General features: G+C 67.4%; 22 protein-coding genes and 1 pseudogene (1 of these 23 cut by a window edge). 10 read left to right on the top strand and 13 right to left on the bottom strand.

The features are described 5' to 3' along the window. Positions 1-1,287: the 5' portion of an aldehyde dehydrogenase (NADP(+)) gene (locus KV697_RS15395; protein WP_219018945.1), read on the bottom strand. The gene continues 237 nt to the left of window position 1, outside the view; only the first 1,287 of its 1,524 coding nucleotides appear in the window; it begins with the start codon at positions 1,285-1,287; its stop codon lies off the left edge, out of view. A gap of 110 nt (positions 1,288-1,397) precedes the next feature. Between KV697_RS15395 and KV697_RS15390 the strand changes: the two genes are divergently transcribed. Then, positions 1,398-2,168, top strand: coding sequence for a FadR/GntR family transcriptional regulator (locus KV697_RS15390; protein WP_257575365.1), 771 nt, complete (start codon positions 1,398-1,400; stop codon positions 2,166-2,168). Positions 2,169-2,472: 304 nt separating this feature from the next. Here the strand turns inward: KV697_RS15390 and KV697_RS15385 are convergent, their stop codons facing one another. The 5 genes from KV697_RS15385 to KV697_RS15365 form a co-directional block, all read right to left on the bottom strand. Continuing rightward, the gene (locus tag KV697_RS15385; RefSeq protein ID WP_219018944.1) at positions 2,473-3,336 is read right to left on the bottom strand and encodes an SMP-30/gluconolactonase/LRE family protein; all 864 of its coding nucleotides are present in this window, start codon (positions 3,334-3,336) and stop codon (positions 2,473-2,475) included. Between the two features lie 28 nt (positions 3,337-3,364). Then, complete coding sequence (locus KV697_RS15380) at positions 3,365-4,153, bottom strand: SDR family NAD(P)-dependent oxidoreductase (protein ID WP_257575364.1); 789 nt, start codon at positions 4,151-4,153, stop codon at positions 3,365-3,367. Between the two features lie 11 nt (positions 4,154-4,164). Further along, the gene (locus KV697_RS15375) at positions 4,165-5,310 is read right to left on the bottom strand and encodes a fumarylacetoacetate hydrolase family protein (RefSeq protein WP_219018943.1); all 1,146 of its coding nucleotides are present in this window, start codon (positions 5,308-5,310) and stop codon (positions 4,165-4,167) included. 278 nt (positions 5,311-5,588) lie between these two features. After that, entirely contained in the window at positions 5,589-7,385 is a 1,797-nt protein-coding gene (locus KV697_RS15370; RefSeq protein WP_219018942.1) for an IlvD/Edd family dehydratase, read from the bottom strand. Between the two features lie 13 nt (positions 7,386-7,398). Beyond that, entirely contained in the window at positions 7,399-8,493 is a 1,095-nt protein-coding gene (locus KV697_RS15365; protein WP_219018941.1) for an aldose epimerase family protein, read from the bottom strand. Between the two features lie 184 nt (positions 8,494-8,677). On the opposite strand from KV697_RS15365, the gene KV697_RS15360 reads away from it, so the two are divergent. From KV697_RS15360 to KV697_RS15350, 3 genes are all read left to right on the top strand, one after another. Beyond that, positions 8,678-9,988 carry a sugar MFS transporter gene (locus KV697_RS15360; protein ID WP_219018940.1) on the top strand — a complete coding sequence of 437 codons (1,311 nt, stop codon included), beginning with the start codon at positions 8,678-8,680 and terminating at the stop codon, positions 9,986-9,988. A 138-nt stretch (positions 9,989-10,126) separates the two neighbouring features. Next, complete coding sequence (locus KV697_RS15355; RefSeq protein ID WP_219018939.1) at positions 10,127-10,741, top strand: DUF1826 domain-containing protein; 615 nt, start codon at positions 10,127-10,129, stop codon at positions 10,739-10,741. Then, complete coding sequence (locus KV697_RS15350; RefSeq protein ID WP_257575363.1) at positions 10,738-11,919, top strand: DUF1624 domain-containing protein; 1,182 nt, start codon at positions 10,738-10,740, stop codon at positions 11,917-11,919. Before KV697_RS15355 ends, KV697_RS15350 begins: the two co-directional genes overlap by 4 nt. A gap of 257 nt (positions 11,920-12,176) precedes the next feature. Here the strand turns inward: KV697_RS15350 and KV697_RS15345 are convergent, their stop codons facing one another. From KV697_RS15345 to KV697_RS15325, 5 genes are read right to left on the bottom strand one after another with little or no spacing between them, the layout of a single operon-like run. Further along, a complete protein-coding gene (locus tag KV697_RS15345) occupies positions 12,177-13,298 on the bottom strand; it encodes a copper resistance protein B (protein ID WP_219018938.1) in 1,122 nt (373 codons plus the stop codon). Further along, positions 13,295-15,115 carry a copper resistance system multicopper oxidase gene (locus tag KV697_RS15340; RefSeq protein WP_219018937.1) on the bottom strand — a complete coding sequence of 607 codons (1,821 nt, stop codon included), beginning with the start codon at positions 15,113-15,115 and terminating at the stop codon, positions 13,295-13,297. Before KV697_RS15340 ends, KV697_RS15345 begins: the two co-directional genes overlap by 4 nt. 44 nt (positions 15,116-15,159) lie before the next feature. Next, positions 15,160-15,723 carry an RNA polymerase sigma factor gene (locus KV697_RS15335; RefSeq protein WP_219018936.1) on the bottom strand — a complete coding sequence of 188 codons (564 nt, stop codon included), beginning with the start codon at positions 15,721-15,723 and terminating at the stop codon, positions 15,160-15,162. Between the two features lie 8 nt (positions 15,724-15,731). Beyond that, positions 15,732-16,175 (bottom strand): periplasmic heavy metal sensor, encoded by a 444-nt coding sequence (locus KV697_RS15330; RefSeq protein WP_219018935.1) that lies wholly within the window; start codon positions 16,173-16,175, stop codon positions 15,732-15,734. Next, complete coding sequence (locus tag KV697_RS15325; protein WP_219018934.1) at positions 16,172-16,459, bottom strand: hypothetical protein; 288 nt, start codon at positions 16,457-16,459, stop codon at positions 16,172-16,174. Before KV697_RS15325 ends, KV697_RS15330 begins: the two co-directional genes overlap by 4 nt. 61 nt (positions 16,460-16,520) lie before the next feature. Between KV697_RS15325 and KV697_RS15320 the strand changes: the two genes are divergently transcribed. Both KV697_RS15320 and KV697_RS20180 read left to right on the top strand, forming a co-directional pair. Then, positions 16,521-16,922, top strand: coding sequence for a DUF6508 domain-containing protein (locus KV697_RS15320; protein ID WP_219018933.1), 402 nt, complete (start codon positions 16,521-16,523; stop codon positions 16,920-16,922). A 684-nt stretch (positions 16,923-17,606) separates the two neighbouring features. Continuing rightward, positions 17,607-17,825: pseudogene (locus tag KV697_RS20180) on the top strand (transposase); the annotation flags it as partial. Between the two features lie 190 nt (positions 17,826-18,015). Here KV697_RS20180 and KV697_RS15310 read toward each other — a convergent pair. Next, positions 18,016-19,479: a sensor histidine kinase gene (locus KV697_RS15310; protein WP_219018931.1), complete on the bottom strand. Its 1,464-nt coding sequence runs from the start codon at positions 19,477-19,479 to the stop codon at positions 18,016-18,018. After that, positions 19,469-20,134, bottom strand: a complete 666-nt coding sequence (locus KV697_RS15305) for a response regulator (protein ID WP_056439767.1) — start codon at positions 20,132-20,134, stop codon at positions 19,469-19,471. Before KV697_RS15305 ends, KV697_RS15310 begins: the two co-directional genes overlap by 11 nt. Before the next feature lie 100 nt (positions 20,135-20,234). On the opposite strand from KV697_RS15305, the gene KV697_RS15300 reads away from it, so the two are divergent. The 4 genes from KV697_RS15300 to KV697_RS15285 are packed head-to-tail and all read left to right on the top strand — an operon-like array spanning position 20,235 to position 24,786. Beyond that, on the top strand, positions 20,235-21,311 hold the full coding sequence (locus KV697_RS15300; RefSeq protein WP_219018930.1) for an ABC transporter substrate-binding protein: 1,077 nt from the start codon (positions 20,235-20,237) through the stop codon (positions 21,309-21,311). Continuing rightward, positions 21,308-22,798, top strand: coding sequence for an OprO/OprP family phosphate-selective porin (locus KV697_RS15295; protein WP_374011370.1), 1,491 nt, complete (start codon positions 21,308-21,310; stop codon positions 22,796-22,798). Before KV697_RS15300 ends, KV697_RS15295 begins: the two co-directional genes overlap by 4 nt. A 34-nt stretch (positions 22,799-22,832) precedes the next feature. Further along, the gene (locus tag KV697_RS15290; protein WP_219018929.1) at positions 22,833-24,134 is read left to right on the top strand and encodes a CitMHS family transporter; all 1,302 of its coding nucleotides are present in this window, start codon (positions 22,833-22,835) and stop codon (positions 24,132-24,134) included. A 4-nt stretch (positions 24,135-24,138) separates the two neighbouring features. After that, entirely contained in the window at positions 24,139-24,786 is a 648-nt protein-coding gene (locus KV697_RS15285; protein WP_219018928.1) for a YjbE family putative metal transport protein, read from the top strand. Positions 24,787-24,797: the final 11 nt, after the last annotated feature.

Genomic DNA, 24,797 nt, shown 5'->3' with positions numbered 1-24,797 from the left:
CGCCTTGCGCTCGAGCACCGGCACCAGCCGCGCGGCCATGTCGGTATCGCCCTCGTCCATCTGGATCGTCGCGGTCAGCTGACCCTCGGCGGCCTTGAGCACCGCGATCAACTCCGCCTCGTCGCGGCAGCGGACCAGGATCGAGGAGGCGCCGAACACTTCATGGCCCAGAGCCTCGTCGGCGAGGAACGCCTCGGCGGTGGTCTGGAAGAAGGCGGCGCGACCGGCGGTGATGCCCTCGCCCACCTTGCCCTGCGCAATCGTCTCGACCTTGTCATGGCTGGCGAGCGATTCGATGCCCTTGGTATAGGCCGCATGGATACCCGGCGTCAGCATGGTCTGCGCCGCCGCTTCGGGCAGCGCGGTGCGGGCCGCCTCGACGAACGCGTCCAGCCCCTCGCCCTCGATGGCGAGCAACAGGCCCGGATTGGTGCAGAACTGGCCCGCCCCCATGGTCAGCGAACCGACGAACGCCGTGCCCAGTGCACTCCCACGCGCCTTCAGCGCTTCCGGCATCAGCACGACCGGGTTGATGCTCGACATTTCGGCATAGACCGGGATCGGCACGGCGCGTTCCTGCGCGATCTTGACCAGCGCCAGGCCACCCGCGCGCGAGCCGGTGAAGCCGACCGCCGCGATGCGCGGATCGCGGACCAGCGCCGCGCCCAGTTCGTTACTCGGGCCGGTCAGGTGGCTGAACACCCCCTTGGGCAGGCCACAGGCTTCGACCGCCCGCTCGATCGCGGCGGCGACCAGCGCGCCGGTCTGCGGATGGGCGGGATGGCCCTTCACCACGACCGGGCAACCGGCGGCCAGCGCCGAGGCGGTGTCGCCACCGGCGGTCGAGAAGGCGAGCGGGAAGTTCGACGCGCCGAACACCGCGACCGGGCCGAGCGGCACCATGCGCAGGCGCAGGTCGGGGCGCGGCAGCGGCTGGCGGTCGGGCATGGCGGGGTCGATGCGGACCTGCAGATAGGCCCCGGCGCGCAGCACCTTGGCGAACAGGCCCAGCTGGCCGACGGTGCGGCCACGCTCGCCTTCCAGACGCGCGCGCGGCAGGCCACTCTCGCGCATCGCGGCCACGATCAGGTCGTCACCGATCGCCATGATCTCGGCACCGATCTTGTCGAGGAACGCGGCGCGCTCTTCGCGGCTGGTGGCGCGATAGACGTCGAACGCCTCCTCCGCAGCGGCGCAGGCCGCATCGACATCGGCCGGTCCGTGGACCGCGAAAGCGTCGCCCACCGGCTGGCCGGTGGCGGCGTCGATCGAACGGAAATCGGTCATAGGGGAAGCTCCTTTATATTACTCCGACATATTAGTTTGACGGAGCGATGGCAATGTTAAAGGTTGTGGGTAAGGATGGGGGCGGAGAGGTAGGATCGATGAGTGACAGCATGACGAACGGGGATGCGCCGCCCGAAGCTCCGACGGATATAAGGTCGGAGGAGTCCGCTCCCAAGGCCAAGCGCGGTACCGGCCGCCGCCTGCACGGCGCGATCGCGCACAAGCTGGGCGCAGCGATCGTCTCGGGCGAGTACCGCCCCGGCGACACGCTGTCGGGCGAGGTCGCCTTTTCCGAAGCGCTCGACGTGTCGCGCAGCGCGTACCGGGAAGCGGTACAGGTGCTCAGCGCCAAGGGGCTGGTCGAAAGCCGTCCCAAGACGGGCACGCGTGTCCTGCCGCGCCATCGCTGGAACCTGCTCGATCCCGACGTCCTCGCTTGGGCCTTTTCGGGCGAGCCGGACATCCAGTTCGTGCGCAGCCTGTTCGAGCTGCGTTCGATCGTCGAGCCTGCCGCCGCACGCCTCGCGGCCGAGCGGCGCGACAAGGCCGACCTCAAGGAGATGCGCGATGCGCTGGGGGCGATGCGCCGCCATACGCTCGCGACCGAGGCGGGGCGCGCGGCGGACCGGGATTTCCACAATGCGGTGCTGGCCGCCACACGCAACGACGCGCTGGTCGTGCTGACCGCGAGCATCGGTGCGGCCGTCGCCTGGACGACCCAGTTCAAGCAGCGGTCGCGCGCGCTGCCCCGCAATCCGGTGCCCGACCATGTGAAGGTCTATGACGCGATCGCCGCAGGCGATGTCGAGGCGGCGGGAGAGGCGATGCGGCTGCTCGTCGATCTGGCGCTGGAGGATACCCGCAGCGCGATGGAGGGATAGAAGGCCCGCTCCCGCGAAGGGAGCGGGCCACCCGAGACGCCGGGTTCGGGAATGAGAGTTTTCCGGCCGAACTGCCATTCTGTGATGCTTTTTCCTCCCCTCGCCCCTCATCGAGGGGAGAGGGTTGCGCAGACTTGGTCTTTGCGAAAGCAAAGGCTTAGTCGAAGCTGGGTGAGGGGTGAGCGTTCGCGGGACGCGAGCGCGCGAGCCTTTGGCTCGCTCAACCCCTCACCCAAGCTGCGCTAGCCAGCACGCTGGCAAGCTCCGCTAACCCTCTCCCCTCTCCAGGGGAGAGGGGGAGAATTCAAATCGCCGCGCGGTGGACCGGCTTGGCGGGAACCGTGACCCGGAAGGTGAAGATGTCGCCCGCCTGAACCTGCTCGGCCAGTTGCTCTTCCGACAGGCCCTGCCGCGCGGTGGTGGCATAGGCGGTGCGGCCATCGGGGCCGCCCAGCGCGATCTTGGTGATGTTGGACACGGGGAAGCGCACCTCGTCGGTCATCACGCCGTCCGGGCCATAGCGCCGCGCGGCCCAACCGCCGAAGAAGCCGACCCACACGCCACCCTCGGCATCGCAGATCGCGCCGTCGGGATGGCCGTCCGCATCGCCGAACCGCGCGAACTCGGTCGCGGGGCCGAGCGTGCCATCACCCAGGATCGGATGCGCCAGGATCACCTTACCCAGCGTATCGACATGATAGAGAGTCGAGTCGTCCGGCGAGATGGCGGGACCGTTGGTGATGCACACCGCATCCGCACTGGTCGGCGTCACCAGTCCTGCGGCCCATTGGAATAGGCGACCCGACAGCGAGGTCTCGTCATTGTCCATCGTGCCGAACCAGATCCGGCCCTGCCCGTCGACACAGGCATCGTTCAGGCGATTGGCGGGCAGATGCGTGTCGACCTCGGCCAGCCGCTCGAAGCCGCCGGTCGCGGGGTCGAAGTGATGCGGGCCGGACTTCAACCCGGCCACGAAGCCGCCGCGCTGCGCCGGAACCACCCAGCCGACCATTTCGGGCGAGGCCCAGTGATCGAGCGTGCCCGCGACCGGATCGTGGCGGTAGATGCGCTGCTGCTTGATATCGACGAACCACAGCGCGTCATCGACCCAGATCGGACCTTCGCCCAGCGTCGCACCCACGGTCAGGCAATGTTCGGCCTGCTGCATCACTCTCTCCTTGCTCTCGCCCGGTTGATCAGCGCCAACCGGCGTCGATGAAATAGTCGTGGCCGGTGCACATCTTCGCATCGTCCGACGCGAGGAACAGCACCAGCGCCGCGACGTCCGAGGGCTGGATGCGCCCGTCGAGGCACTGGGCCGCGACGATCTCCGCCTCGCCTTCAGGCGTGTACCATTTTTCCTGGCGCGGCGTCTGCACATTGCCCGGCACGATGGTGTTCACGCGGATATTCTCGCGGCCCAGATCGCGCGCGAGGCTGCGGGTCAGCCCCTCGATCGCGGCCTTGCAGGTCTGGTAGAGGACCAGGTCGTTCAGACCCAGATGCCAGCTGATCGACCCGAAGTTCAGGATCGCGCCACCGCCTGCCCGCTTCATCGCGGGGATCACCGCCTGCGCGGCGAAGAATTGGTGGCGCAGATTGACGTTCAGCCGCTCGTCCCAATAGGCCGGGGTGACGTCCTCGATGCTGTGGCGATCGTCATTGCCCGCATTGTTGACCAGGATATCGACACCGCCCAGCGCCTCTTCCAGATCGGCGAAGATCGCCGTCAGGCTGTCGAGGTTGGTCAGGTCGCAGCGGCGCTGGATCGGCGCATGGCGCGCATCCGGGGTCAGCCGGTCGACCAGGGCCTGGCTGGCATCCTCGGCGATGTCGACGAAGGCGACGCGCGCGCCCTGCGCCACGAATGCCTCGACCAGCCCCTCGCCGATCCCCGAGCCGCCGCCGGTCACGATGACGCGCTTGTCGATCAGGCTGGGGTAGCGCGCGACCATGTCGGTCGCGGCACTGGTCTTCTGCAACATGGAAGTCTCCGTCACAACAGGCCGCGCTTGGCCAGGTTGCGCATCAGGTCGCCCAGACCGAAGGTCCAGGCGGGGGCATCGGCCGAGGTCATCACCGGATTGACCAGCGTGCCGAGGCGCGGATTGGTGATGACGACCGTGTCGCCGACCTTGTGGGTGAAGCCGCGGCCCGGCTCGTCACGGTCCTGGGTCGGCGCGAACAGCGTGCCGAGGAACAGGACGAGGCCGTCCGGGTAATGATGCTCGCTGAGCGCCTGACCGAGCAGGTCCTCTGGATCGCGGCTGATCTGGTCCATCGAGCTCGCGCCTTCCAGCACATAGCCGTCGGTGCCGGTGATGGTCAGCTTGACCTCGCTCGACCGGACATTGTCCATGGTGAAGCCGTCGTCGAACAGGCGGACGAGCGGGCCGAGCGAGCAGGACGCGTTATTGTCCTTCGCCTTGCCGAGCAGCAGCGCCGAGCGCCCCTCGAAATCGCGCAGGTTGACGTCGTTGCCCAACGTCGCGCCGACCGCCTTGCCATGGGCATCGGCGACCAGCACCACTTCCGGCTCCGGATTGTTCCAGGTCGAGTCGGAGCGGACGCCGACCGGCATCCCCCAGCCCACCGTCGAGAGGACCGGCGACTTGGTGAAGATTTCCGCATCCGGGCCGATCGCGACCTCCAGATATTGCGACCACAGCCCCTCGGCGATCAGCGCGTCCTTCAGCTGCGCCGCTTCCGGAGAGCCGGGCACAACCGAGCGGATATTGCCGCCCAGTGCCGCCTCCAGCGTGCCGCGAAGCCCCGCCGCCTTGGCATGGTCACCGCGCGCTCGCTCCTCGATCACCCGCTCCAGCGCCGACACGGCAAAGGTCACGCCCGCCGCCTTCACGCATTGCAGGTCGATCGGCGACAGCAGCCGATGGGCCGCGCCCGCTTCCGGCGACAGGTTCAGATCGGCCAGTTCGCCCAGCGCCTCGCCCTGCGACGCCTCGACCGTGCCGCTCGCCAGCAGCGCCGAGACGGTGGGGGCCACGCGGCTCATGTCATAGACTTGGCCATTCTCGACCAATATGGGGCAAGGCCCCTCGCCCCGGTCGATCCGACCGACGAAGCGCCCATCACGCCAATCGTCCGGCAAAGCGCCCATCAGGTCGGTAAGATTGCTGGCCATATTTCCTCTCCGCAGATTTGTTAGCGGTATCGATTGCTGTCCGGTTCAGGTCAAGGGGGCCTGGGTCGGGCGGCCCGTTCTAGGCCGCCTGGGATAGGCCGGGCATTCAAATCTGATGGGCTTCCGGCGACGCTGGCGCGCGGAGATTTCATGCGGTCCGTCCCGCCGTGCGCCTGGGCGGCGGCCCTGATCGCGGAGCGCGACGGGCATTCCTGACACCCTGTAGAAGCGCGAACCGACCGGCCGAACGGAATGATCCGCCCGGCCGGTCGCCGTCATCAGTGGTTGTCGCGCGGCAGGCCTTGGGTCTGGGCGATGCGCTGATACTTCTCCGCACCCTCCAGGATCGCGCCGGTCGACATCTGACCGACCACCGAGCGCTGGATTTCCTGCCACGGGGTCTGCGACGCCGGATACTTGTACCCGCCTGCCGCCGCGAGGGTCTTGCGACGCTCGGCCAGTTCCTCCTCGGAGATGAGGATGTTGGCGCTGCCCGTGTTCAGGTCGATGCGGACCCGGTCGCCGGTCTGGATCAGCGCGAGACCGCCCATCGCCGCCGCCTCGGGGCTGGCATTCAGGATCGAGGGCGAGCCCGAGGTACCCGACTGACGCCCGTCACCGATGCAGGGCAGCGAATGCACGCCCTCGGTGATGAGATAGGCGGGCGGACGCATGTTGACGACTTCCGCCGCGCCCGGATAGCCGATCGGCCCCGCGCCGCGCATGAACAGCAACGTCTGCGGCGTGATGCCGGTCGCGGGATCGTCGATCCGGTGGTGATAATCCTCCGGCCCGTCGAACACGACCGCGGGACCTTCGAAGGCATTGGGATCGTCCGGGTTGGACAGGTAACGCTCGCGGAACTCGGGCGAGATCACGCTGGTCTTCATGATCGCGGCATCGAACAGATTGCCCGACAGCACGATGAAGCCCGCTTCCTCCACCAATGGCTGAGCGAAGGGACGGATGACCTTTTCGTCCTCGATCGCGACGCCACGGCAATTCTCGCCCATGGTCTTGCCGTTGACGGTCAGCGCATCCTCATGGATCAGCCCCTGCTCGATCAGCTGGTTGACCACGGCGGGCACGCCGCCCGCACGGTAATAATCCTCGCCCAGATACTCGCCCGCAGGTTGCAGGTTCACGAGCAGCGGGATCTTGTGGCCTTCGCTCTCCCAGTCCTGCACCGGCAGGTCGACGCCGATGTGGCGCGCGATCGCGGCGAGGTGGATCGGCGCGTTGGTCGAGCCGCCGATGGCCGAGTTGACCTTGATCGCGTTGTGGAACGCGTCCTTAGTCAGGATTTCGGAGGGCTTCAGATCCTCGGCCACCATCTCTACGATGCGCTTGCCGGTGAGGTACGCGACTTCCTGGCGATCGCGATAGGGCGCGGGGATCGCGGCCGAACCCGGCAGCGACATGCCCAGCGCCTCGGCCAGCGAGTTCATCGTGGTCGCGGTGCCCATGGTGTTGCAATAGCCGGTCGAGGGAGCCGAAGAGGCGACCAGGCGGATGAACTCCGCATCGTCGATCTCGCCCGCCGCCAGCATCTGGCGCGCCTTCCAGACGATCGTGCCCGAGCCGGTGCGCTCGCCCTTGTGCCAGCCGTTGAGCATCGGCCCGACCGACAGCGCGATCGCCGGGATGTTGACCGTCGCGGCCGCCATCAGCATCGCCGGGGTCGTCTTGTCGCAACCGATCGTCAGCACGACGCCGTCGAGCGGATAGCCGTACAGCACCTCGACCAGCCCCAGATAGGACAGGTTGCGGTCGAGACCGGCGGTCGGACGCTTGCCGGTTTCCTGGATCGGGTGGACCGGGAATTCCAGGACGATGCCGCCCATCTCGCGCACGCCTTCACGCACCCGCTCGGCCAGCACCAGATGGTGGCGGTTGCAGGGCGAGAGGTCGGAGCCGCTCTGCGCGATGCCGATGATCGGCTTGCCCGACTGAAGCTCCTCCAGCGAAAGGCCGAAGTTCAGATAACGCTCCAGATAGAGCGCGGTCATGTCGATATTGTCGGGATTGTCGAACCAGGCGCGGCTGCGCAGCTTCTGGGTGGGCGTGTCGGTCATGTCAGGCTTTCGGTCAGCGAACGGTGGAGAAGCGATAGATCATGGTATGCCGGTAGGGCTTACCCGGATCGACGCGCGGGGAGACGAAGGACGGCTTGTTGGGCGAATCCGGAAATTTCTGCGGCTCCAGGGCGATGCCGTCACCCATGCGGTACAGATGGCCCTTCTTGCCGACATAGGTGCCGTCGAGGAAATTGCCCGTGTAGAATTGTACGCCCGGCTCGGTCGACAGCACTTCGAGCACGCGGCCCGAGGCGGGATCCTCCAGCCGCGCCGACAGCTGCGGCGTGGCGGTCAGCCCCTTGTCGAGCGCGAAGTTGTGGTCATAGCCCTGACCGTAGCGGATCTGCTGGTCGTTGCCGTCGCGGATGCCGTCGGCGACGACGCGGGCCGCGCGGAAATCGAACACGGTGCCCGCAACCGGCTTCAGCTCGCCGGTCGGGATCAGCTTGGCATCGACCGGCGTGAAGGCGGCGGCCGGAATGGTCAGCTTGTGGAAGGTCGCGCCCAGGGGCGAGCCTTCACCGTTCAGGTTGAAGATCGCGTGGTTCGTCATGTTGATGACGGTCGGCTTGTCGGTCTTCGCCTCGAACGCGATGGTCAACGCCCCCGCCTCGTCCAGCGAATAGGTGACCGTCGCCTCGACCTTGCCGGGATAGCCCTGGTCGCCATCCGCGCTGGTCAGCGCCAGCACCACGCTGGCGGTGGGGCCGTCCTTCATCGACAGGATCTTCCACAGATGCTTGTCGAAGCCCTTCGTCCCGCCGTGCAGCGAGTTGACCTTGTCGTTCAGCGGCAGCTGATAGCTCTTGCCGTCCAGCGTGAAGCGGCCGCCCGCGATGCGGTTGGCGAAGCGGCCGACCGTGACCCCGAAGAAGTTCGGATGGTTCACATAATCTTCGGCCTTGTCATAACCGAGCAGCACGTCGGCGAACTTGCCGTCCCGGTCCGGCGCCATCACCGACTGCAGAGTCGCGCCATAGGTCAGCACGCGCGCCGACAGCCCGGCCTTGTTGGTCAGGGTCACCGTTTCGATCGCGCCGCCCTCGGCGGAATAGCCCGCAGGCGCGCGCTTCACCTCGCTCGCCAGAGCGGCGGTGGACGTCATTACGGAGGTTACCGCTATCAAAGTAAGAAAGCTCTTGATTGACGCCATCGACATGCCTCATCCCTCCGCATTCAGACGCCATTGACGCGCCTTTTGCGTCACTATAGTCAGACAAAATATCAGGAGCAAGCCGGTCAACGAACATCTTTTGATGATGCTCGCCGGTGCGAAGGAGAGGATTGCAATGGCCGCACCCGTCACGTCCCGCGCCACCGGCGCACAAGCTGTCGGGGGAGGGACGAGCAATTACGGTTCGGCGCTGACCCTGCTGGCCAGCCTGTTCTTCATGTGGGGCTTCATCACCGTCATCAACGGGACGCTGCTGCCTCACCTGCGCAGCGTGTTCGAGCTGAGCTATTTCCAGGCCTCGCTGATCGAGAGCGTGTGGTTCATCGCCTATTTCTTCGCCTCCATCCCCTCGGCCAAGCTGATCGAGCGGATCGGGTATCAGAAGTCGCTGGTGACGGGCCTGCTCATCATGGCGGCGGGTGCGGTCGGCATGATGCTGGCGGCGTCGCTGCCCTCCTACGGCGTCACCCTGTTGATGCTGTTCGTGATCGCCAGCGGCATCACGCTGCTCCAGGTCGCGGCCAACCCTTATGTCGCGGTGCTCGGCCCGGCGGACACGGCGTCGTCGCGCCTGAACCTCGTTCAGGCGATGAACTCGATGGGCACGATGCTGGCCCCGCTGTTCGGCGCCTATCTGATCCTCGGCCGGTCGAAGGGCGGCACGGCGGAGGCCGGTAGCGCCGCGCTGACCCAGGCGGAGCGTCTGGCCGACGCCCATGCGGTCGTGCTGCCTTACGGTCTGGTCGCGGTCGTGCTAGTCGTCCTCGCCCTCGTCATCGCGCGCTTCCCGCTGCCCGCCATGGGTTCGGCGACCAGCCGCGTCGCCAAGGAGGATCGCAAGAACCACTCGCTGTGGAAGCATCGCAACCTGGTGTTCGGCATCGGCGCGATCTTCATCTACCTTATCGCCGAGATCGGCGTCGGCAACCTGTTCGTGAACTTCGTCAGCCGCCCGGACATCGGCAACATGACGACCGAGGCCGCAGGCCGCTACCTGACCCTGCTCTGGGGCGGGATGATGGTCGGCCGCTTCGTCGGCTCGGCGATCATGCAGAAGGTGCCCGCCGGGATCGTTCTGGCCGTCTTCTCGATCGGCGCGTTCGTCGTGATGTTGGCGACCGTGTTCACCACCGGCCATGTCGCCATGTGGTCGCTGATCCTGGTCGGCCTGTTCCACTCGATCATGTTCCCGACCATCTTCACGCTCGGCATCCGCGGCCTCGGCCCGCTGACCGAGGAAGGCTCCGGCCTGCTCATCATGGCGATCGCGGGCGGCGCCCTGGTCGCGGTGCATGGCTGGCTGGCTGATCATTACGGACTGCAGCAGTCGTTCCTGCTGACCGCGGTGTGCGAACTCTACATCCTGTTCTACGCACTCTGGGGGTCGAAGCCGACCAACGCCTTCCCTGACGAAGACGCAGGCTGATCCGGCTGATTCCAGCGAATGAAGAAGGGGCGGTGCCGCGAGGTGCCGCCCCTTTTGCTTTGTCCGGACAATGGCTTTCGTTATCGGGACTCATCTGGTAATGTTACACCGTAACATGAACGATCAAAGTTGTTTTGCATGATTCCGACGGCCGATACCGCCACGCTCCTGCCACCCGTATCCCTGCCAGATCACGTCCGTATCGATAGCGATTCCGCTGTGCTGGCGACGATCGACCAGCCGGAGGTGACGCTGGCGGTCTGGGCACGTCCCTCGCCCCTGCTCGCACCCGATCTTGAGGATTTCCCGACGATCCGATTCGCTGCGGCCACGCCAGCGGTCGCGGCGGGCGTGCGCGAGGCGCTGGGCGCCCTGCCCTCCCAGCGATGGCACGAGACGCTGGCCGCCGATGTCGCGCGACTGGCGATGCTCTATGCCACCTGGACCGGCGAGGAACGGGTCGAGGTGCGGATCGAGCGCGTCACCGGCAATGGCTGCTGGAAGTTCCACGCCGACTATGTCGGGCTGCGCCTCATCACCACCTATTGCGGGCAGGCGACCCAATGGCTGCCGCTGGGGGCGACCGAGGATAGCGCGCCGCACGCCCTGTCGGCGGGCGATGTCGGCCTGTTCAAGGGTCGCGAACGGGCGGGCGACCGCGCGATCATCCACCGCTCGCCACCGATCGCCGGGACCGGCGAAGACCGGCTGCTGCTGGTCATCGACGCACTCTGGCCGGAGGAGGATGCGTGACCAGCCTGACCCTGCCGCGCGACGCCGCGCGCACCACCACGCCACCGGTCGTCGCCGCCGCCCGTCTTGCGAGCATCGATGCGGTGCGCGGGCTGGTCATGGTCATCATGCTGCTCGACCATGTGCGCGATACGCTGGGCACCCATTGGCTGGTCGGCGATCCGATGGACGCGCGCCTCGTCGCGCCCGCGCTGTTCTTCGGTCGGACGCTGGCCTCGCTCTGTGCGCCGACCTTCATCCTGCTGACCGGCCTGTCGGCCTGGCTCTATGGTCAGACGCACAGCCGCGCGGAGACGAGCCGCTTCCTGCTGACGCGCGGCCTGTTCCTGATGCTGCTGGAGGTGACTTTGGTCGGCTTCGCCTGGTCGGCGCAGTTCCCGCCCCAGACGCTCTGGCTGCAGGTCATCTGGGCGATCGGCGTGTGCATGATCGCGCTCGCCGGGCTGATCCATCTGCCGCGTTGGGGCGTGGCGGCGATCGGGGTTGCGATCGTGGCGGGGCACAACCTGCTCGACCCCATCGCCTTTGCGCCCGACAGCCCGTGGTTCAAACCCTGGGCGCTGATCCACAAGCGCACCGCGTTCGAGTGGATGGGGATCACCATCAAGACGACCTATCCGGTGTTGCCCTGGATCGGCGTCATCGCGCTAGGCTATGCGATCGGGCCGTGGTTCACGCGCTCGGCCGAGGAGCGACGGCGCTGGCTGGCGGCGCTTGGGCTGGGGCTGATCCTGGGCTTCATCCTGTTGCGCGCGATCAACCTTTACGGCGATGCGCCCTGGGCGCCGGTGCCGGGCGATCCTCTGCGCAGCGTCATGAGCTTCGTGGCGCTGACCAAATATCCGCCGTCCCTGCTGTTCCTGCTGCCGACGCTGGGCGTCGCGGCGCTGCTGCTCGCGCTGTTCGAGGAGCGGAGCGGGCCGATCGCCCGCAAGCTGGCCGTGATGGGCGGTGCGCCGATGGCCTTCTACCTGCTTCACCTCTATGTGCTGCGCGCGCTGTATCTGGGCGCGGTGGCGGTCTGGGGCACCAATCAGGGGCAGGTGTTCGGCCTGCCCTCGGTCGGGGCGATGTGGCTGGTGTACCTTCTGCTGCTCGTGCCGCTCTATTACCCGACCAAATGGTTCGCCGACCTGAAACGCCGCCGCCGTGACCTGCACTGGCTGCGCTATTTCTAGGGGCGATCGACATTCAGCCATAGCTATCCTTCCCTCGCCCCTCATAGAGGGGAGAGGGTTGCGTAGACTTGGTCTTTGCATCGCAAAGACTTAGTCGGAGCTGGGTGAGGGGTGATTGCTCGCAAAGCGAGCGCGAGCCGGAGGCTCGCTCAACCCCTCACCCAAGCTGCGCTAGCCAGCAGGCTGGCAAGCTCCGCTAACCCTCTCCCCTGTCCAGGGGAGAGGGAAGAAAGGGCCATTGTGAATGTCGATCGCCCCTAGAACCAGGTCCGGATACCCAGCGCCAGCGCCGGGCCGCCGCCGCTGGCGGGGCCGTAGCGCCGCTCCCAATTGACACCGACATAGGGGGCGAACTCGCGCGCGATCTCGTAGCGCAGGCGCAGGCCCAGCTCGAGGCTGGAGACGCCCGCCGCGATCCGCTGGTCGGGCACGTCCTGCGCAGCGAAATTCACCTCCATGCGCGGTTGCAGGATCGCGCGCTGGGTGATCCGCTGGTCGACCCATGCCTCGGTGCGGGCGAGCAACTCACCCTTGTCCGACAGGAACAGCGCGCCCTCGACATCGAACCAATAGGGGGCCAGCCCCTCGACCCCGACCACCGCATAGGTCCGCCGAGCGCCCTCGCCGACATCCTGCCGCACGCCCGCCTGAAGATTCCAATAGGGGTCGATCGCCCGCGCATAGAGCGCCTGGACCTCCGCCGCGCCGATCCGGTCGCGGAACGCGCCTTCGCCCTCGCTCTTCACGACCAGCCGGTGAATGTCGCCGCCGAACCAGCCCTCCCCGTCCCAGCGATAGCCGTCGCGCCCGTCGCGGACCTGCACCTCGGCCAGATTGAATAGGATCTGCGAGAAACGCATGCCGCCATGCTCCATCCGCATCCGCCGGTCGGCGGCGGCCATGGCGGCGGGGTCGTAGAAGCGGTCGGCGGCCCGATCGGTCGGAGCCGGGGGTGGCGGCGCGGAGCCGACGGACTGTTGAGGCATCGCCCCGTGGTCCATCGAGCCGTGGTCCATCGAACTGTGGTCCATCGCCATGCCCTCAGGCATCGATTCCGTCCGGGGCAGGCAATGCCCCATGGCGGCATGGTCCGGCGAGCAGGCCGAGGGAGTGGCCTCCCCCGCCATCGGCGCCATGGCGGGCATCGTCTCGGGCTTGGCCTCACCCGAACCGCAATGCCCCATCGCCGCATGTTCGGGCGAACAGGCCGCCGCCGCGGGCCGCGCCTTACGCGGTACCGGCTTGGCCGCCCGACGCCTGACCGTCTTTCGGGGTGCGGCAGCCGGTTTGGCCGGAGCCATGGTCATGCCCGGCATCGCCATGTCGTGATGATGCTGCCCCATCGGCTCGGCGAGCAACAGCAGCGCAAAGGGGATCATGCCGCCGCTCCCTTGTCCGCATCCCGCCGGACGGTGACGACCTGCATCATGCCCGCATGCATGTGATAGAGCATATGGCAGTGGAACGCCCAGTCGCCCTCGGCATCCGCCGTCAGGTCGAAGGTCGCGGTGCCGCCTGGTGCGACATTGACCGTATGCTTGCGCGGGGCGTGATCGCCATGCCCCGTCACCAGCTCAAAGAAATGGCCGTGCAGATGGATGGGGTGCGCCATCATCGTGTCGTTGACCAGAGTCACGCGCACCCGCTCGCCCAGCCGGAACGGGATCGGCGCGGTCACGGCGTTCAGCTTCACCCCGTCGAACGCCCACATATAGCGCTCCATATTGCCGGTCAGATGGATGGTCAGCGCGCGCGACGGCGTACGGGTGTCGGGATTGGCCCTGGCACTCATCAGGTCGCGATAGGTCAGGACGCGGTGGCCGACATCGGCCAGCCCCTGCGGCGGTTCGCCGGTACGATCGACCGGCATCGGCGCGACCGTCTGGACGACGGGCGTGCGCGGCAGGCCGGGGGCGTTGGCGAAGTCGCGCATCTTGTGCCTCATCTGGCCGTGGTCCATCTGGCCGTGATCCATTTGGCCATGATCCATCCGGGGCGCGGCATCCGGCTGGCAATGCCCCATCGCGGCATGTTCGGGGGAACAGCCGCCCGCCATGGCGCCGTGCTCCATGCCTCCCATCCCCATGTCCTTCATCGTCGCCAGCGGCCGGGGGCGCAGCGCAGGCACGGGCGCGGCCATGCCCATCCGGGGTGCCAGCGTCCCCCGCGCCATGCCCGATCGATCCCAGGTTTCGGCGACCAGCGTATAGGCGCGGTCCTCGGTCGGCGTGACGATCAGGTCATAGGTCTCTGCCACCGCGATCTGAAGCTCGTCGACCGTCACCGGCCGCACATCCTGCCCATCGGCCTGTACGACGGTCAGCGTCAGGCCGGGGATGCGGATGTTGAAGTTGGTCATCGCCGAGGCGTTGACCAGCCGCAGCCGTACCCGCTCGCCGGGCGTGAACAACCCGGTCCAATTGTCCGTGGGTCCATGGCCGTTGACCAGATAGCGATAGGTCGAACCCGTCACGTCGGACACATCGCTGGGGTCCATCCGCATCCGACCCCAGTCCAGCCGTTCGCGCAGCGGCTGGTCCTTGCCCGCCAGCAGCCCGGCCAGCGTCTGCTTCTGATAGTTGAAATAGCCGCCCTGCAGCTTCAACCGGCGAAAGATCGCATGAGGGTGAAGCGGGCTGTGATCGGACAGCAGCACCACATGCTCGCGATCCGCAGCGGCAGGATCGGCCCCGGCGGGGTCGATCACGATCGGGCCGTACAGCCCCTCCTGCTCCTGCAACCCCGAATGGCTGTGATACCAATAGGTCCCGGCCTGAATGACGGGAAACTCATAGGTGAAGCGTCCGCCCGCCGGGATGCCCGGAAAGCTGATCCCCGGCACCCCGTCCATCTGAAAGGGCAGTAGCAGCCCGTGCCAGTGGATCGAGGTCTCCTCGTCCAGCGCGTTGACCACGGTGATCCGCACCCGCTGCCCCTCGCGCAGGCGGATCAACGGGGCAGGCGCCGAGCCGTTGATGCCGATCGCATGATAGGGCTTGCCGTCGATCATCATATGCTGGCGCGCGATGGTCAGGGTGATGTCGGGGCCGGTCAGTTCGGCACGCTGCTCGCCATGGGGCGACAGGCCATGGCCCTGCGCCCAGACGGGCAAAGCGGGCAGGGCGGCAAGCGAGGTCAGGCCGACGCCCCCAGCCAGAAGGTCTCGGCGGCGTATCGCGGTCGTCGGGTCGATCATGCCTCCCTATACGCGAGGGAGCGGCCCTCCCCTTACCCGGCCCCTCACTCGGTCTGCTCGCGCAAGGCGGCACGCGCCCGGCGGATGCGCAGTTCGACCGCCTTTGCGCTCAAACCCAACGCCTCGGCTGCCTCGGCTTGGCTCAGCCCCTCGACCGCGCATAGGATCAGCGGTTCGCGCAACGCGGCGGGCAGGACATCGAGCGCCGCCAGCGTGCGCGCCAGAGAATCCCGCTCGATCGCCGCCGCCTCACCCCCGATCCGGTCGTCGGCGACCTCTGCCGCCGCCTCGACCGGCAGCACCCGCGCCAGCATCGCGCGCACCCGCCGCCGCCGCGCCCAGTCCCGGCATTTGTTGAGCGCGATCCGACTGAGCCAGGCGCGCAAGCTCCGCGTCTGATCAAACCGACCCAGCGCGCCATGCGCCGCGACGAAACTCTCCTGCACCAGATCCAGCGCCTCGTCGGCGTCGCGGACCTGCGCCAGGATCAGGCGATACAGCGCCGCCTTGTGCCGCGTGACGATCGCGGCATAGGCGCCCGGCCGCCCGCCGATCGCCAGCGCGACCAGATCGCCGTCCGCCAGCCCCGCCAGATCGCGGTCGCCCACGCGCCTGGCTACCGCGCCGTATCGGTCAGCTTGGCCGCCACCAGCCGGTCGAAGGTCGCCGCCTGATCGGGGCGAAGCACGGCCCGCATCGCAAAGACATGCGCCAGCGTCGCCTTTTGCAGGTCGCCCATGCTGTGGTGCACCGCGTCGATCGCCTGGGCGACCTGCGGCCCATCACGATGCTCCGCCTCGATCGCGGCGGCCAGCCTGGCATTGTCGCCACGAAGCCGGGCCTCCAGCGCCGCCCGCTGCACCGCGAACCGCGCCTCCAGCCGGTCGAGCGCGATCCGTTGCCCCGGGTCGAGCGCGATGTCGCGGTGGATCAGCATATGGATGTCGCTGGCCTGTGGCTCGGCAGGCATCAGCAAGCGGCATCCGATCGCCACCCCCGCCAGCGCCGCGACGAACGCAATCGCCAGCGTCAGCAGATTCCGACGCACTGATCGGCTCATCGGCCGAGCAACAGGGTAGATGGCGCCAGTCCCGCATCGAGCGCGACGACCGCCACCGACCGCTCCCGCGCCTCGATCCGCCCGGCGACTACCCCGCCCCCGACGATCCCCAGCATCAGCGCCGCGCCCCCCGCCAGCGCCAATCCTCGAACCGACAGGCTCCCCGCCTCCGACGCCCCGGCATCGATCGCGGTCGCGACCCGGTGCTCCAGTCCGTCCAGGGTCGCGGGCAGAGTGTTCTGCGCCAGTCGGGCGAGATCGCGGTCGAGCGGGTCGGTCATCATCACACCAATACGCAAAAACGGTGGCCGTCCCTCATGGGGCGGATAGGATCAGCATATGGACATGGCCACGCTTCGCAACATCGCCGCTTTCGCCCCTATCCTGGCCAGCCCGGATTTCGTGACGGGCGCATGGACCGAACCCCGGCGATCCGCCGAGGGGGTCATCACCATGCCCTGGTTCCACCTCTCCGAACCCGCCTCCACCTTCGTCACCGCGATCGCCGGGGAGGATGTCGCCGCCCATTACCTCAGGCCCCTGGATGACGAAGCACGCACCACGCTGATGCACATGATCGAGCATCCCTCCGCCGTCGCCGATGCCAGCGTCGAACAACTCGGCTGGATTCTGACATATCTGCTGCGGGCCGATCGGTTCGTGGAAGGATCGCTGGCCCAGGCGTTTGACACCGGCCTGATGCGCGCCATCACCGAACGCGCGGCCGTTCTTGTCGTCGGAGCCTGAAAACAAAACCACGCCAAGTCTTTGTATTGGATGAGCTTTAGGCGGCGAGCGTGATAACGGGCGATCCTCGAACCTCGATGTGACGAGATTGTGAGAGCGAACCTCGAACGCCTCACGAGGAGCATGAGATCGCCGTCGCCAGCATCCGTAGCACTCCGGCATGGAGGAAATATGCTCGGTGGCGGCCGGTACTCTCAGATCGATGGACGGAGTCACTCAAACCGCCGCTTGACCAGTACAATCACCTGGATGGAACAGCTCAGATTGAAGGTGGGGTACTTACCACCACGTCCCCCCTCGGGGGCCACTGTGATGATCATGCGAGTGCGATAGGCTGTCGCTTTCGGATCAGGGCGATGAGGATGGTCTTTGGCGCCTTATCCTTGGCGCGTATCCTGTCGCGCATGGCGGTGAGGACAGGGATACGGCGTGAGGCATGCAAGCGCGGCGATCGTGCGGCGGCAGCACTTCAGCGCGATCAGGGAAAGCCCATGGCCAAGCCGAGGGAGGTGACATGCGCTCAATCGCAACGAGGCCAAGGCGGCGCGTATATCAGCGCTGTACGAGGCGGCTCCCGATATCACCCTTGCCGAGTGGCGCGCGGCGCTGGCCGCCGAGGGGATCGCGGTGGCGGTATCGACGCTATGGCTTTTCTTGGCGCGCCACGGACATAGGCGCACGCGCCCGACGCTGAAGCCCGGCGACGTCGTGACCCTCGACAACCTGCCCGCCCGCGAGAGCGTCGTGGCACGCATGGCGATCGAGGCAAGGGAGGCACGGCTGCTTTTCCTTCCGCCTTACTCGCCTGACTTGAACCCGATTGAAAACGCCTTCGCCAAGCTTAAGGCGCTCCTGCGCAAAGCCGCCGCCCGCACCCGCGACGACCTGAACCGCGCCATCGGTACCGCGCCATCCGTACCGCTGCCGGTACGATGCCGACTGATCCGAATTTGCTCCAGACAGCATCGTCATCGTTCACGACGAGCGCTCCAACGCCAGTCAGGCAGCGGACGCTACGCATCGCCTGCCAGTGGGCTAGGCCCTGTGACCCACTTCGAGCCGTTCAGACTACCTTCCAACATCCGACACCCATTCATCGAACTGCAGGTTCGCTCCGAACTGGGCGGGGCCCTGCGGGTCCATTTAATTCCGCGAAGCCAACTCTTGCTATTGCAGCTGCAGGTTCAAAGCGTAGCGTGATGCGCAGTCCGGGTCGGGTACTGACGATATCCAGCGACGCATTAAGCCGCGACGCCGCAGAACGGACGATAGCGAGGCCGAGGCCACTTCCCTCGCTATCGCGTGCGCTTGAAAGACGGGTGAAGCGCTCGCCCAAACGGACTAGTTCGGCATCGGGCAAACCAGGCCCGTCATCAGCCACCACGATCCTAACGGCCTCCCCTTCTTCACATGAAATGGTCAGCATCACCTGGCCGCCGCGACGATTATAACGGATCGCATTGTCGATCAGGTTGGAGAGGATTTCGAATACCAGCGTGCGGTGGCTGGCAATCGCGATGTCAGCGGGCGCATCGAGATGGATTTCCACCCCCGCGTCGATCGCCTGCGCGATCCGGCGATTGATGACGGCGACCGCCACTTCGCGCAGGTCGACCCGCTCGCGCGGTGGCGCGATGCCCGCCTCTTCCGCCCGAGCCAGCGCCAGCAACTGCGTCACCAGATGCTCCAGCCGGTCGGCGGCGGCGGTGATCTCGCCCAGCGCGGTCGGGCTGCCACGCCGGGCCAGCGCCACCTGCACCTTCAGGACCGCCAGTGGCGTGCGCATCTGGTGCGAGGCATCGGCAGTAAAGCGCCGCATGCCTGCCGTCGCACTGTCCAGCCGGGCGAGCAGATGGTTGAACGCATCGGCGAGCGGGCGAAGTTCGACCGGCAGCGGCCCGGTGTCGAGCGGCGACAAATCCGGCGTCGCGCGCGTGTCCCGCGCCGCCACCGCCCCGCGCAGCCCCGCCAGCGGCCGCAGGCTCCAGGCGAGCGCCGGGCGGATCAGCAGCATGGCCACGCCCACCAGCAGCAACTCGCCCAACAGCAGCGCGATCACCAGCCGCCGTTGCAGCGCACGGCGGCCGTCCAGCGTCTCGGCGACCTGCACGATCACCGGCGCGTCGATCCGCGGCAGCGCGCGGCGCACCTCGGCGATACGGATATCCTGGTCGCGGTAGCGCGCGAAGCGGAAGCGCGGCGTGTCGAGCGCCAGTTCGGCGATGTTCGGCGCGGACAGATCGGCATAGCCGGTCAGCAGACGCCCGCCCACCGCGATCCGGTAATAGACATTGTCGCGCTCGCTATTCTCCAGCATCCCGAAGGCGGCGGCGGGCAGATCCAGCGTCACTTCGCCGCGCTCTACCTGCACCGTCTCGGCCACCGCGCCCAGCGCACCGCCGAGCACGCGGTCGTTGGTCCGGCGGACGACATCGGCGATCAGCGTCGCCCCCGCCAGCCCCAGCAGCACCGCGATCGCCAGCATCGGCGCCAGCATCGCGGCAAGCAGCCGGGTGCGCAGCGCTACGGCACGCCCGCGCGGCGGCTTAATGGGCATCGAGCATATAGCCGACCCCGCGCACGGTGCGGATCGCCGGACCGTCGGGGGCCAGCTTGCCGCGCAGCCGCGTGATGTTCACCTCGATCGCGTTGGGGCCGACCGGCTCGTCATAGCCGAACACCTCGGACTGCAGCGTCTCGCGCGGCACGATCTGCCCCGCGCGGGTGGCCAGCGCATCGAGCACCGCCCATTCGCGGCGACGCAGGTCGAGCGGTCGCTCCCCCACCCGCGCGGCGCCGCGCGAACGATCGAGGACCAGGGCCCCGACCACCAGCTCGGGCGTCGGATCGCCGCCGCGCCGCCGCCCCAGCGCCCGGATGCGCGCCTCCAATTCCTCCGGCGCGAAGGGCTTGCGCAGATAATCGTCCGCGCCCAGATCCAGCCCGCGCACCCGGTCGTCCAGCGCATCGCGCGCGGTCAGCATCATCACCGGCACCCGGTTGCCCTGCCGCCGCAGCGTCTGGAGCACCGAAAAACCGTCGATATCCGGCAACCCGACATCCAGGACGACGAGTGCATAGGCCTCGTCCGCCGCGACCATCAGCGCGTCCTCGCCGGTTGCGACATGATCGACCGCATGGCCCGCCGCGCGGAGCAGCGCGACGATCCCGCGAGCCAGCGCCGCATCATCCTCGACGATCAGAATCCGCATGACGCAGGCCCTCCGTGAAAGGCGGATGACAGCTTGCCGGGATAATCCATGGCATTGAGCTTACCCGAACTCAGAGGCGGGAAGCGAGAGGACCTGAACGATGCGAATGGTAATTCTATCGATGCTGATGCTGGGTGCCGTCGTGCCCGCTCGCGCCGATGCGCAGCGCCCGACCGGTTACCCCCGCTCCTATGACACTCTGGTCGCCGACGCGCGCGGCGAGCGTGAGGTGCGTGTCTATGGCAATGCCGACACCGCCGCGATGCAACCGCTGATCGCCGCCTTTCGCCGCACCTATCCCGGCGTCCAGGTACGCTACGACGATCTGGAATCGAGCACCATCTATGACCGCGTCGTCGCCGAGGCGCGGGGCAAGGCACCAGGGGCCGACCTAGTCTGGTCGTCGGCGATGGACCTCCAGGCCAAGCTGATCAACGACGGCTATGCGCAAGGCTATCTCAGCCCCGAAAAGCCCGCACTCCCCGCCACGGCGGTGTGGAAGAATATGGGGTACGGCGTCACCGCCGAGCCGGTCGCCTTCGTCGTCAATCGCCGTCTGATCCCCGCCGGACAGGTGCCGCGCACGCACGAGGCGTTCGAGCAACTGCTCCGCACCCGTCGCGGCGCGCTGACGGGCAAGGTCGCCACCTACGACCCCGCCCGGTCCAATGTCGGTTATCTCTACCTGACCGAGGATCATGCGATCACCCGCGACACCCGCTCGCTGGTGCAGGCGATCGCGGCGACCCGGCCGATGCTGTCGCGCACCACCGAGCCGATGCTGGACGCGGTGTCGGCGGGGCAGATCGCCATCGCCTATAATGTCGTCGGCCCCTACGCACTGACCCGTGCGATGCGCGACCCGAACATCCGGGTGGTCTTTCCGCGCGACTATACGATCATCGCCTCGCGCGTCGCCTTCATCGCCCGCGATGCCCGGCATCCGGCGGCGGCGCGGCTGTTCCTCGACTTCCTGCTGTCGCGCACCGGGCAGACGCTGCTCGCCCGGCAATGGCTGCTGCCGGTGCGCGCCGATGTCCGTGCACCCCGCCTGTCCGCCGAACAGCAGCGCCCGATCCGCGTCGGGCCGCAACTTCTCGTCAATCTCGACACGATCAAGCGCCGCCGCTTCCTGGCCGACTGGCGCGCCACTCTTGCTCAAGAGGCCCCCAAATGATGACCCCGATCCGAACCGCCACCGCGCTGGTCGCCCTGTTGGCCGCCACCCCCGCGCTCGCCCAGACGCCGAGCAACGACGACCTCGCCGCGCTGGTCCGCCAGCAGGCCGCGGAGATCGCGACCCTGCGCGCCCGGCTAGACCGGCTGGAGGGTACGACCGCCGCCGCGCCCGCTCCGGTCACCGCCCCTGCCCCGACTACCCCGCCCGCGCCGCAACTGGCGCAAAGCGACACGATCGGCCGCGATACCGTCACCCGCCCCTTCGCGCCGCAGCTGGTGCCCCCCGGCCCCGCCGAGCGCGACGTCGCGCAGGCACGCCAGGCCAATGCGGCGGGGGTCACCACCGAATGGGGCGCGGGTCTGCCCGTCTTCCACTCGGCCGACGGCATCTACACCTTCAAGCCGCGCGGCCGCATCCTGACCGATGTCAGCTCCACCTTCGGATCGGCCTATGACGGGCGCAACATCACCACGACCGGCATGCGTGCGCTGCGCCTTGGTCTGGAAGGCGGGGTCGGCACGCACTTCTTCTATCAGTTCGAGACCGACTTCTCCGAGAATGACGTCGATATCGTCACCGCCTTTATCGGCTGGCGCAACCGCATCCGGCCGGGTCTGGATTACGACCTGCGCGCCGGGCATCTGTTCAACGATCGCGGGTTCGAGGGTTCAACGGGATCGGACTCGACGCCGTTCATGGAGCGCACCGTCGTTTCCACCGCGATCATCCCACAACGCGGCTTCTACGGCGTCGGCATCATGCCGCGCCTATTCTGGAAGACCGGCCACGCCTCGTTGACGCTGACCGGCGACCGGATCGACGGCAACCAGGGCGGCAATGACAGCCGCACGGTGCTGGGCCGCGCGCACTGGAACCCGATCAAGAGCGACCATTCGGTCCTGCATGTCGGCCTCTGGGGCTTCGACGAGGCGCTGTCCGCCAACGCGACCACGCTGACCCGCAACACGGTGATCGGCGGCCGCTTCAACGGCGCGCTGCGCGTGTCGACCGGCGCGCTGCTGGGCGGGCGCAGCACCACGGGTTACGGCGCGGAGCTGGGCGGCTATGTCGGCCCGGTCTGGGTCATGGCCGAGGCGGGCGAGCGCCGTGCGCGCCTGACCGGCGGACGTCCCGATTTCCTCAGCAAGGCATGGAGCCTGTCGGGCGGCTGGTTCGTCACCGGCGACCTGCCGCCGTACAACCCCCGCCTCGGCAGCTTCGGCCAGCCGCGTGTCCTAAAGCCGATCTTCGAGGGCGGACCGGGCGCGATCGAACTCACCGCACGCTACGAGAACCTCGATTACACCAGCCTCTTGACCGGCGGGCGCGGCTGGGCCGCGACGGCAGGCGTGAACTGGTATCTCAACAGCTTCACCCGGCTCCAGTTCAACTGGGTCCATTGGGACACCGACAATCGCGCAGGGACCTATACCGGCCCCGACAGCGGCGAGACGATCGGCACCCGCATCGCCGTCACCTTCTAAACACCCCATTTCTCCTTTCACGGAGCATCCTTCGATGGATCTTGCCCTGCTTGGCTTCCTGATGGTCGCCACCTTCATGACGCTTATCATGACGAAGCGGATGACCCCGCTCGTCGCGCTGATCGTCGTGCCCACCGCCTTCGCCCTGATCGCCGGTTTCGCTTCCGGCCTGGGCGACATGATGATCGACGGCATCAAGAACCTCGCGCCGACCGGCGTGATGCTGCTCTTCGCCATCCTGTTCTTCTCGATCATGACCGATACCGGGTTGTTCGATCCGCTGGTCAACCGGCTGTTGCGGGTCGTGCACGGCGATCCGCTGGCGATCCTGATCGGCACGGTGGTATTGTGCGCGCTCGTCAGCCTCGATGGCGACGGGTCGACGACCTACATCATCACCATCGCCGCGCTGCTGCCGCTCTATAAGCGGTACGACATGAACCGGCTGTACCTGTGCTGCCTACTCATGACCACTAGCGGCATCATGAACCTGACGCCCTGGGGTGGTCCGACCGCCCGCGCCGCCAGCGCGCTGAAGCTCGATCCCGCGACGCTGTTCCTGCCGCTGATCCCCGGCATGATTGCGGGCCTCGCCTTCCTGATCGGTCTGGCGATCTGGTTCGGTCGCAAGGAGCGTCGCCGCATCGGCCATGTGAAGGCCAACGAACCGACCGCCTTCACCGGCATGGCCGTGTCGCAATTCCCGGAGGCGCGCCGCCCGCACCTTCGCTGGTTCAACGGCGCGCTGACGCTGGCGCTGATCGCCGGTCTGGTCTCGGGCATCCTGCCGCTGTCGGTGCTGATGATGCTGGCCTTCGCTATCGCCATGATCGTCAACTATCCGCAGGTGGCCGAGCAGAAGGAGCGGATCGCCGCCCATGCCGGTAACGTCCTGTCGGTCGTATCGCTGATCTTCGCCGCCGGTATCTTCACCGGCATCCTGTCGGGCACCGGCATGGTCGAGGCGATGAGCAAAGAAGTCGTCGGCTTCATCCCGCCGGTGCTGGGGCCGTACATGGCGCCGATCACCGCCGCGCTCAGCCTGCCCTTCACCTTCTTCATCTCGAACGACGCCTTTTATTTCGGAATGCTGCCGATCCTGGCCGAGGCGGGCGCGCATTACGGCGTGTCGCCGATGGCGATCGCGCGTGCCTCGCTGATGGGCCAGCCGGTCCATCTGCTCAGCCCGCTGGTCCCGTCGACCTATCTGCTGGTCAGCCTGGCGGGCATCGATCTGGCGGATCACCAGCGCTTCACGCTGGTCCCGGCCGCCGTGGTGTGCGTGGTCATGACGCTGGTCGGGATGGCGGTGCTCGCCTTCCCGCTGGTGGGCTGATCCGATGGCAACGCTCTGGCAGCATATCGTCGCCGACTTCGCCGCGATCGGGACGCCTACCGCGCTCGCCGCCTTTGCCCAGGTCGTCATGATCGACGTGTTGCTGGCCGCCGACAACGCCATCGTCGTCGGCGCGCTGGCGGCCGGGTTGCCCCCGGCGATGCGGCGCAAGGTGATCCTGGTTGGCGTGGTTGCCGCACTCGTCCTGCGCATCGGCTTCGCGCTGGTGGTCACGCAGTTGCTCAAGATCGTCGGGCTGGTGCTGGCGGGCGGGTTGCTGCTGGTCTGGGTCGCCTGGAAGATGTGGCGCGAGCTGCGCGGCGGTGCGGCGGAAGACGATCCTCTGACCGAACAGGCCCTGCGCCGCTTCTGGGCCGCCGCCTGGGCGGTGGCGGTCGCCGACATCTCGATGAGCCTCGACAATGTCCTGGCGGTCGCGGGCGCGGCGCGCGACCATCCCGGCATCCTCGCCATCGGCCTGATCCTGTCGGTCGCCTTGATGGGCCTTGCCGCCAATGTGCTGGCGCGGGTGATCGAGCGTTATCGCTGGCTTGCCTATGTCGGGCTGCTCGTCATCCTGTGGGTCGCGGGCAAGATGATCTGGGAAGGCCTGACCGACCCGGCACGCGGCCTCCTGACCCTGTTCGCCTGACGCTTTCACCC

Source organism: Sphingomonas sanguinis, assembly GCF_019297835.1.
Lineage (GTDB): Bacteria > Pseudomonadota > Alphaproteobacteria > Sphingomonadales > Sphingomonadaceae > Sphingomonas > Sphingomonas sanguinis_D.
The sequence above is the reverse complement of the archived record's forward strand: the minus strand, read 5'-3'. Positions and strand labels throughout refer to the sequence as shown.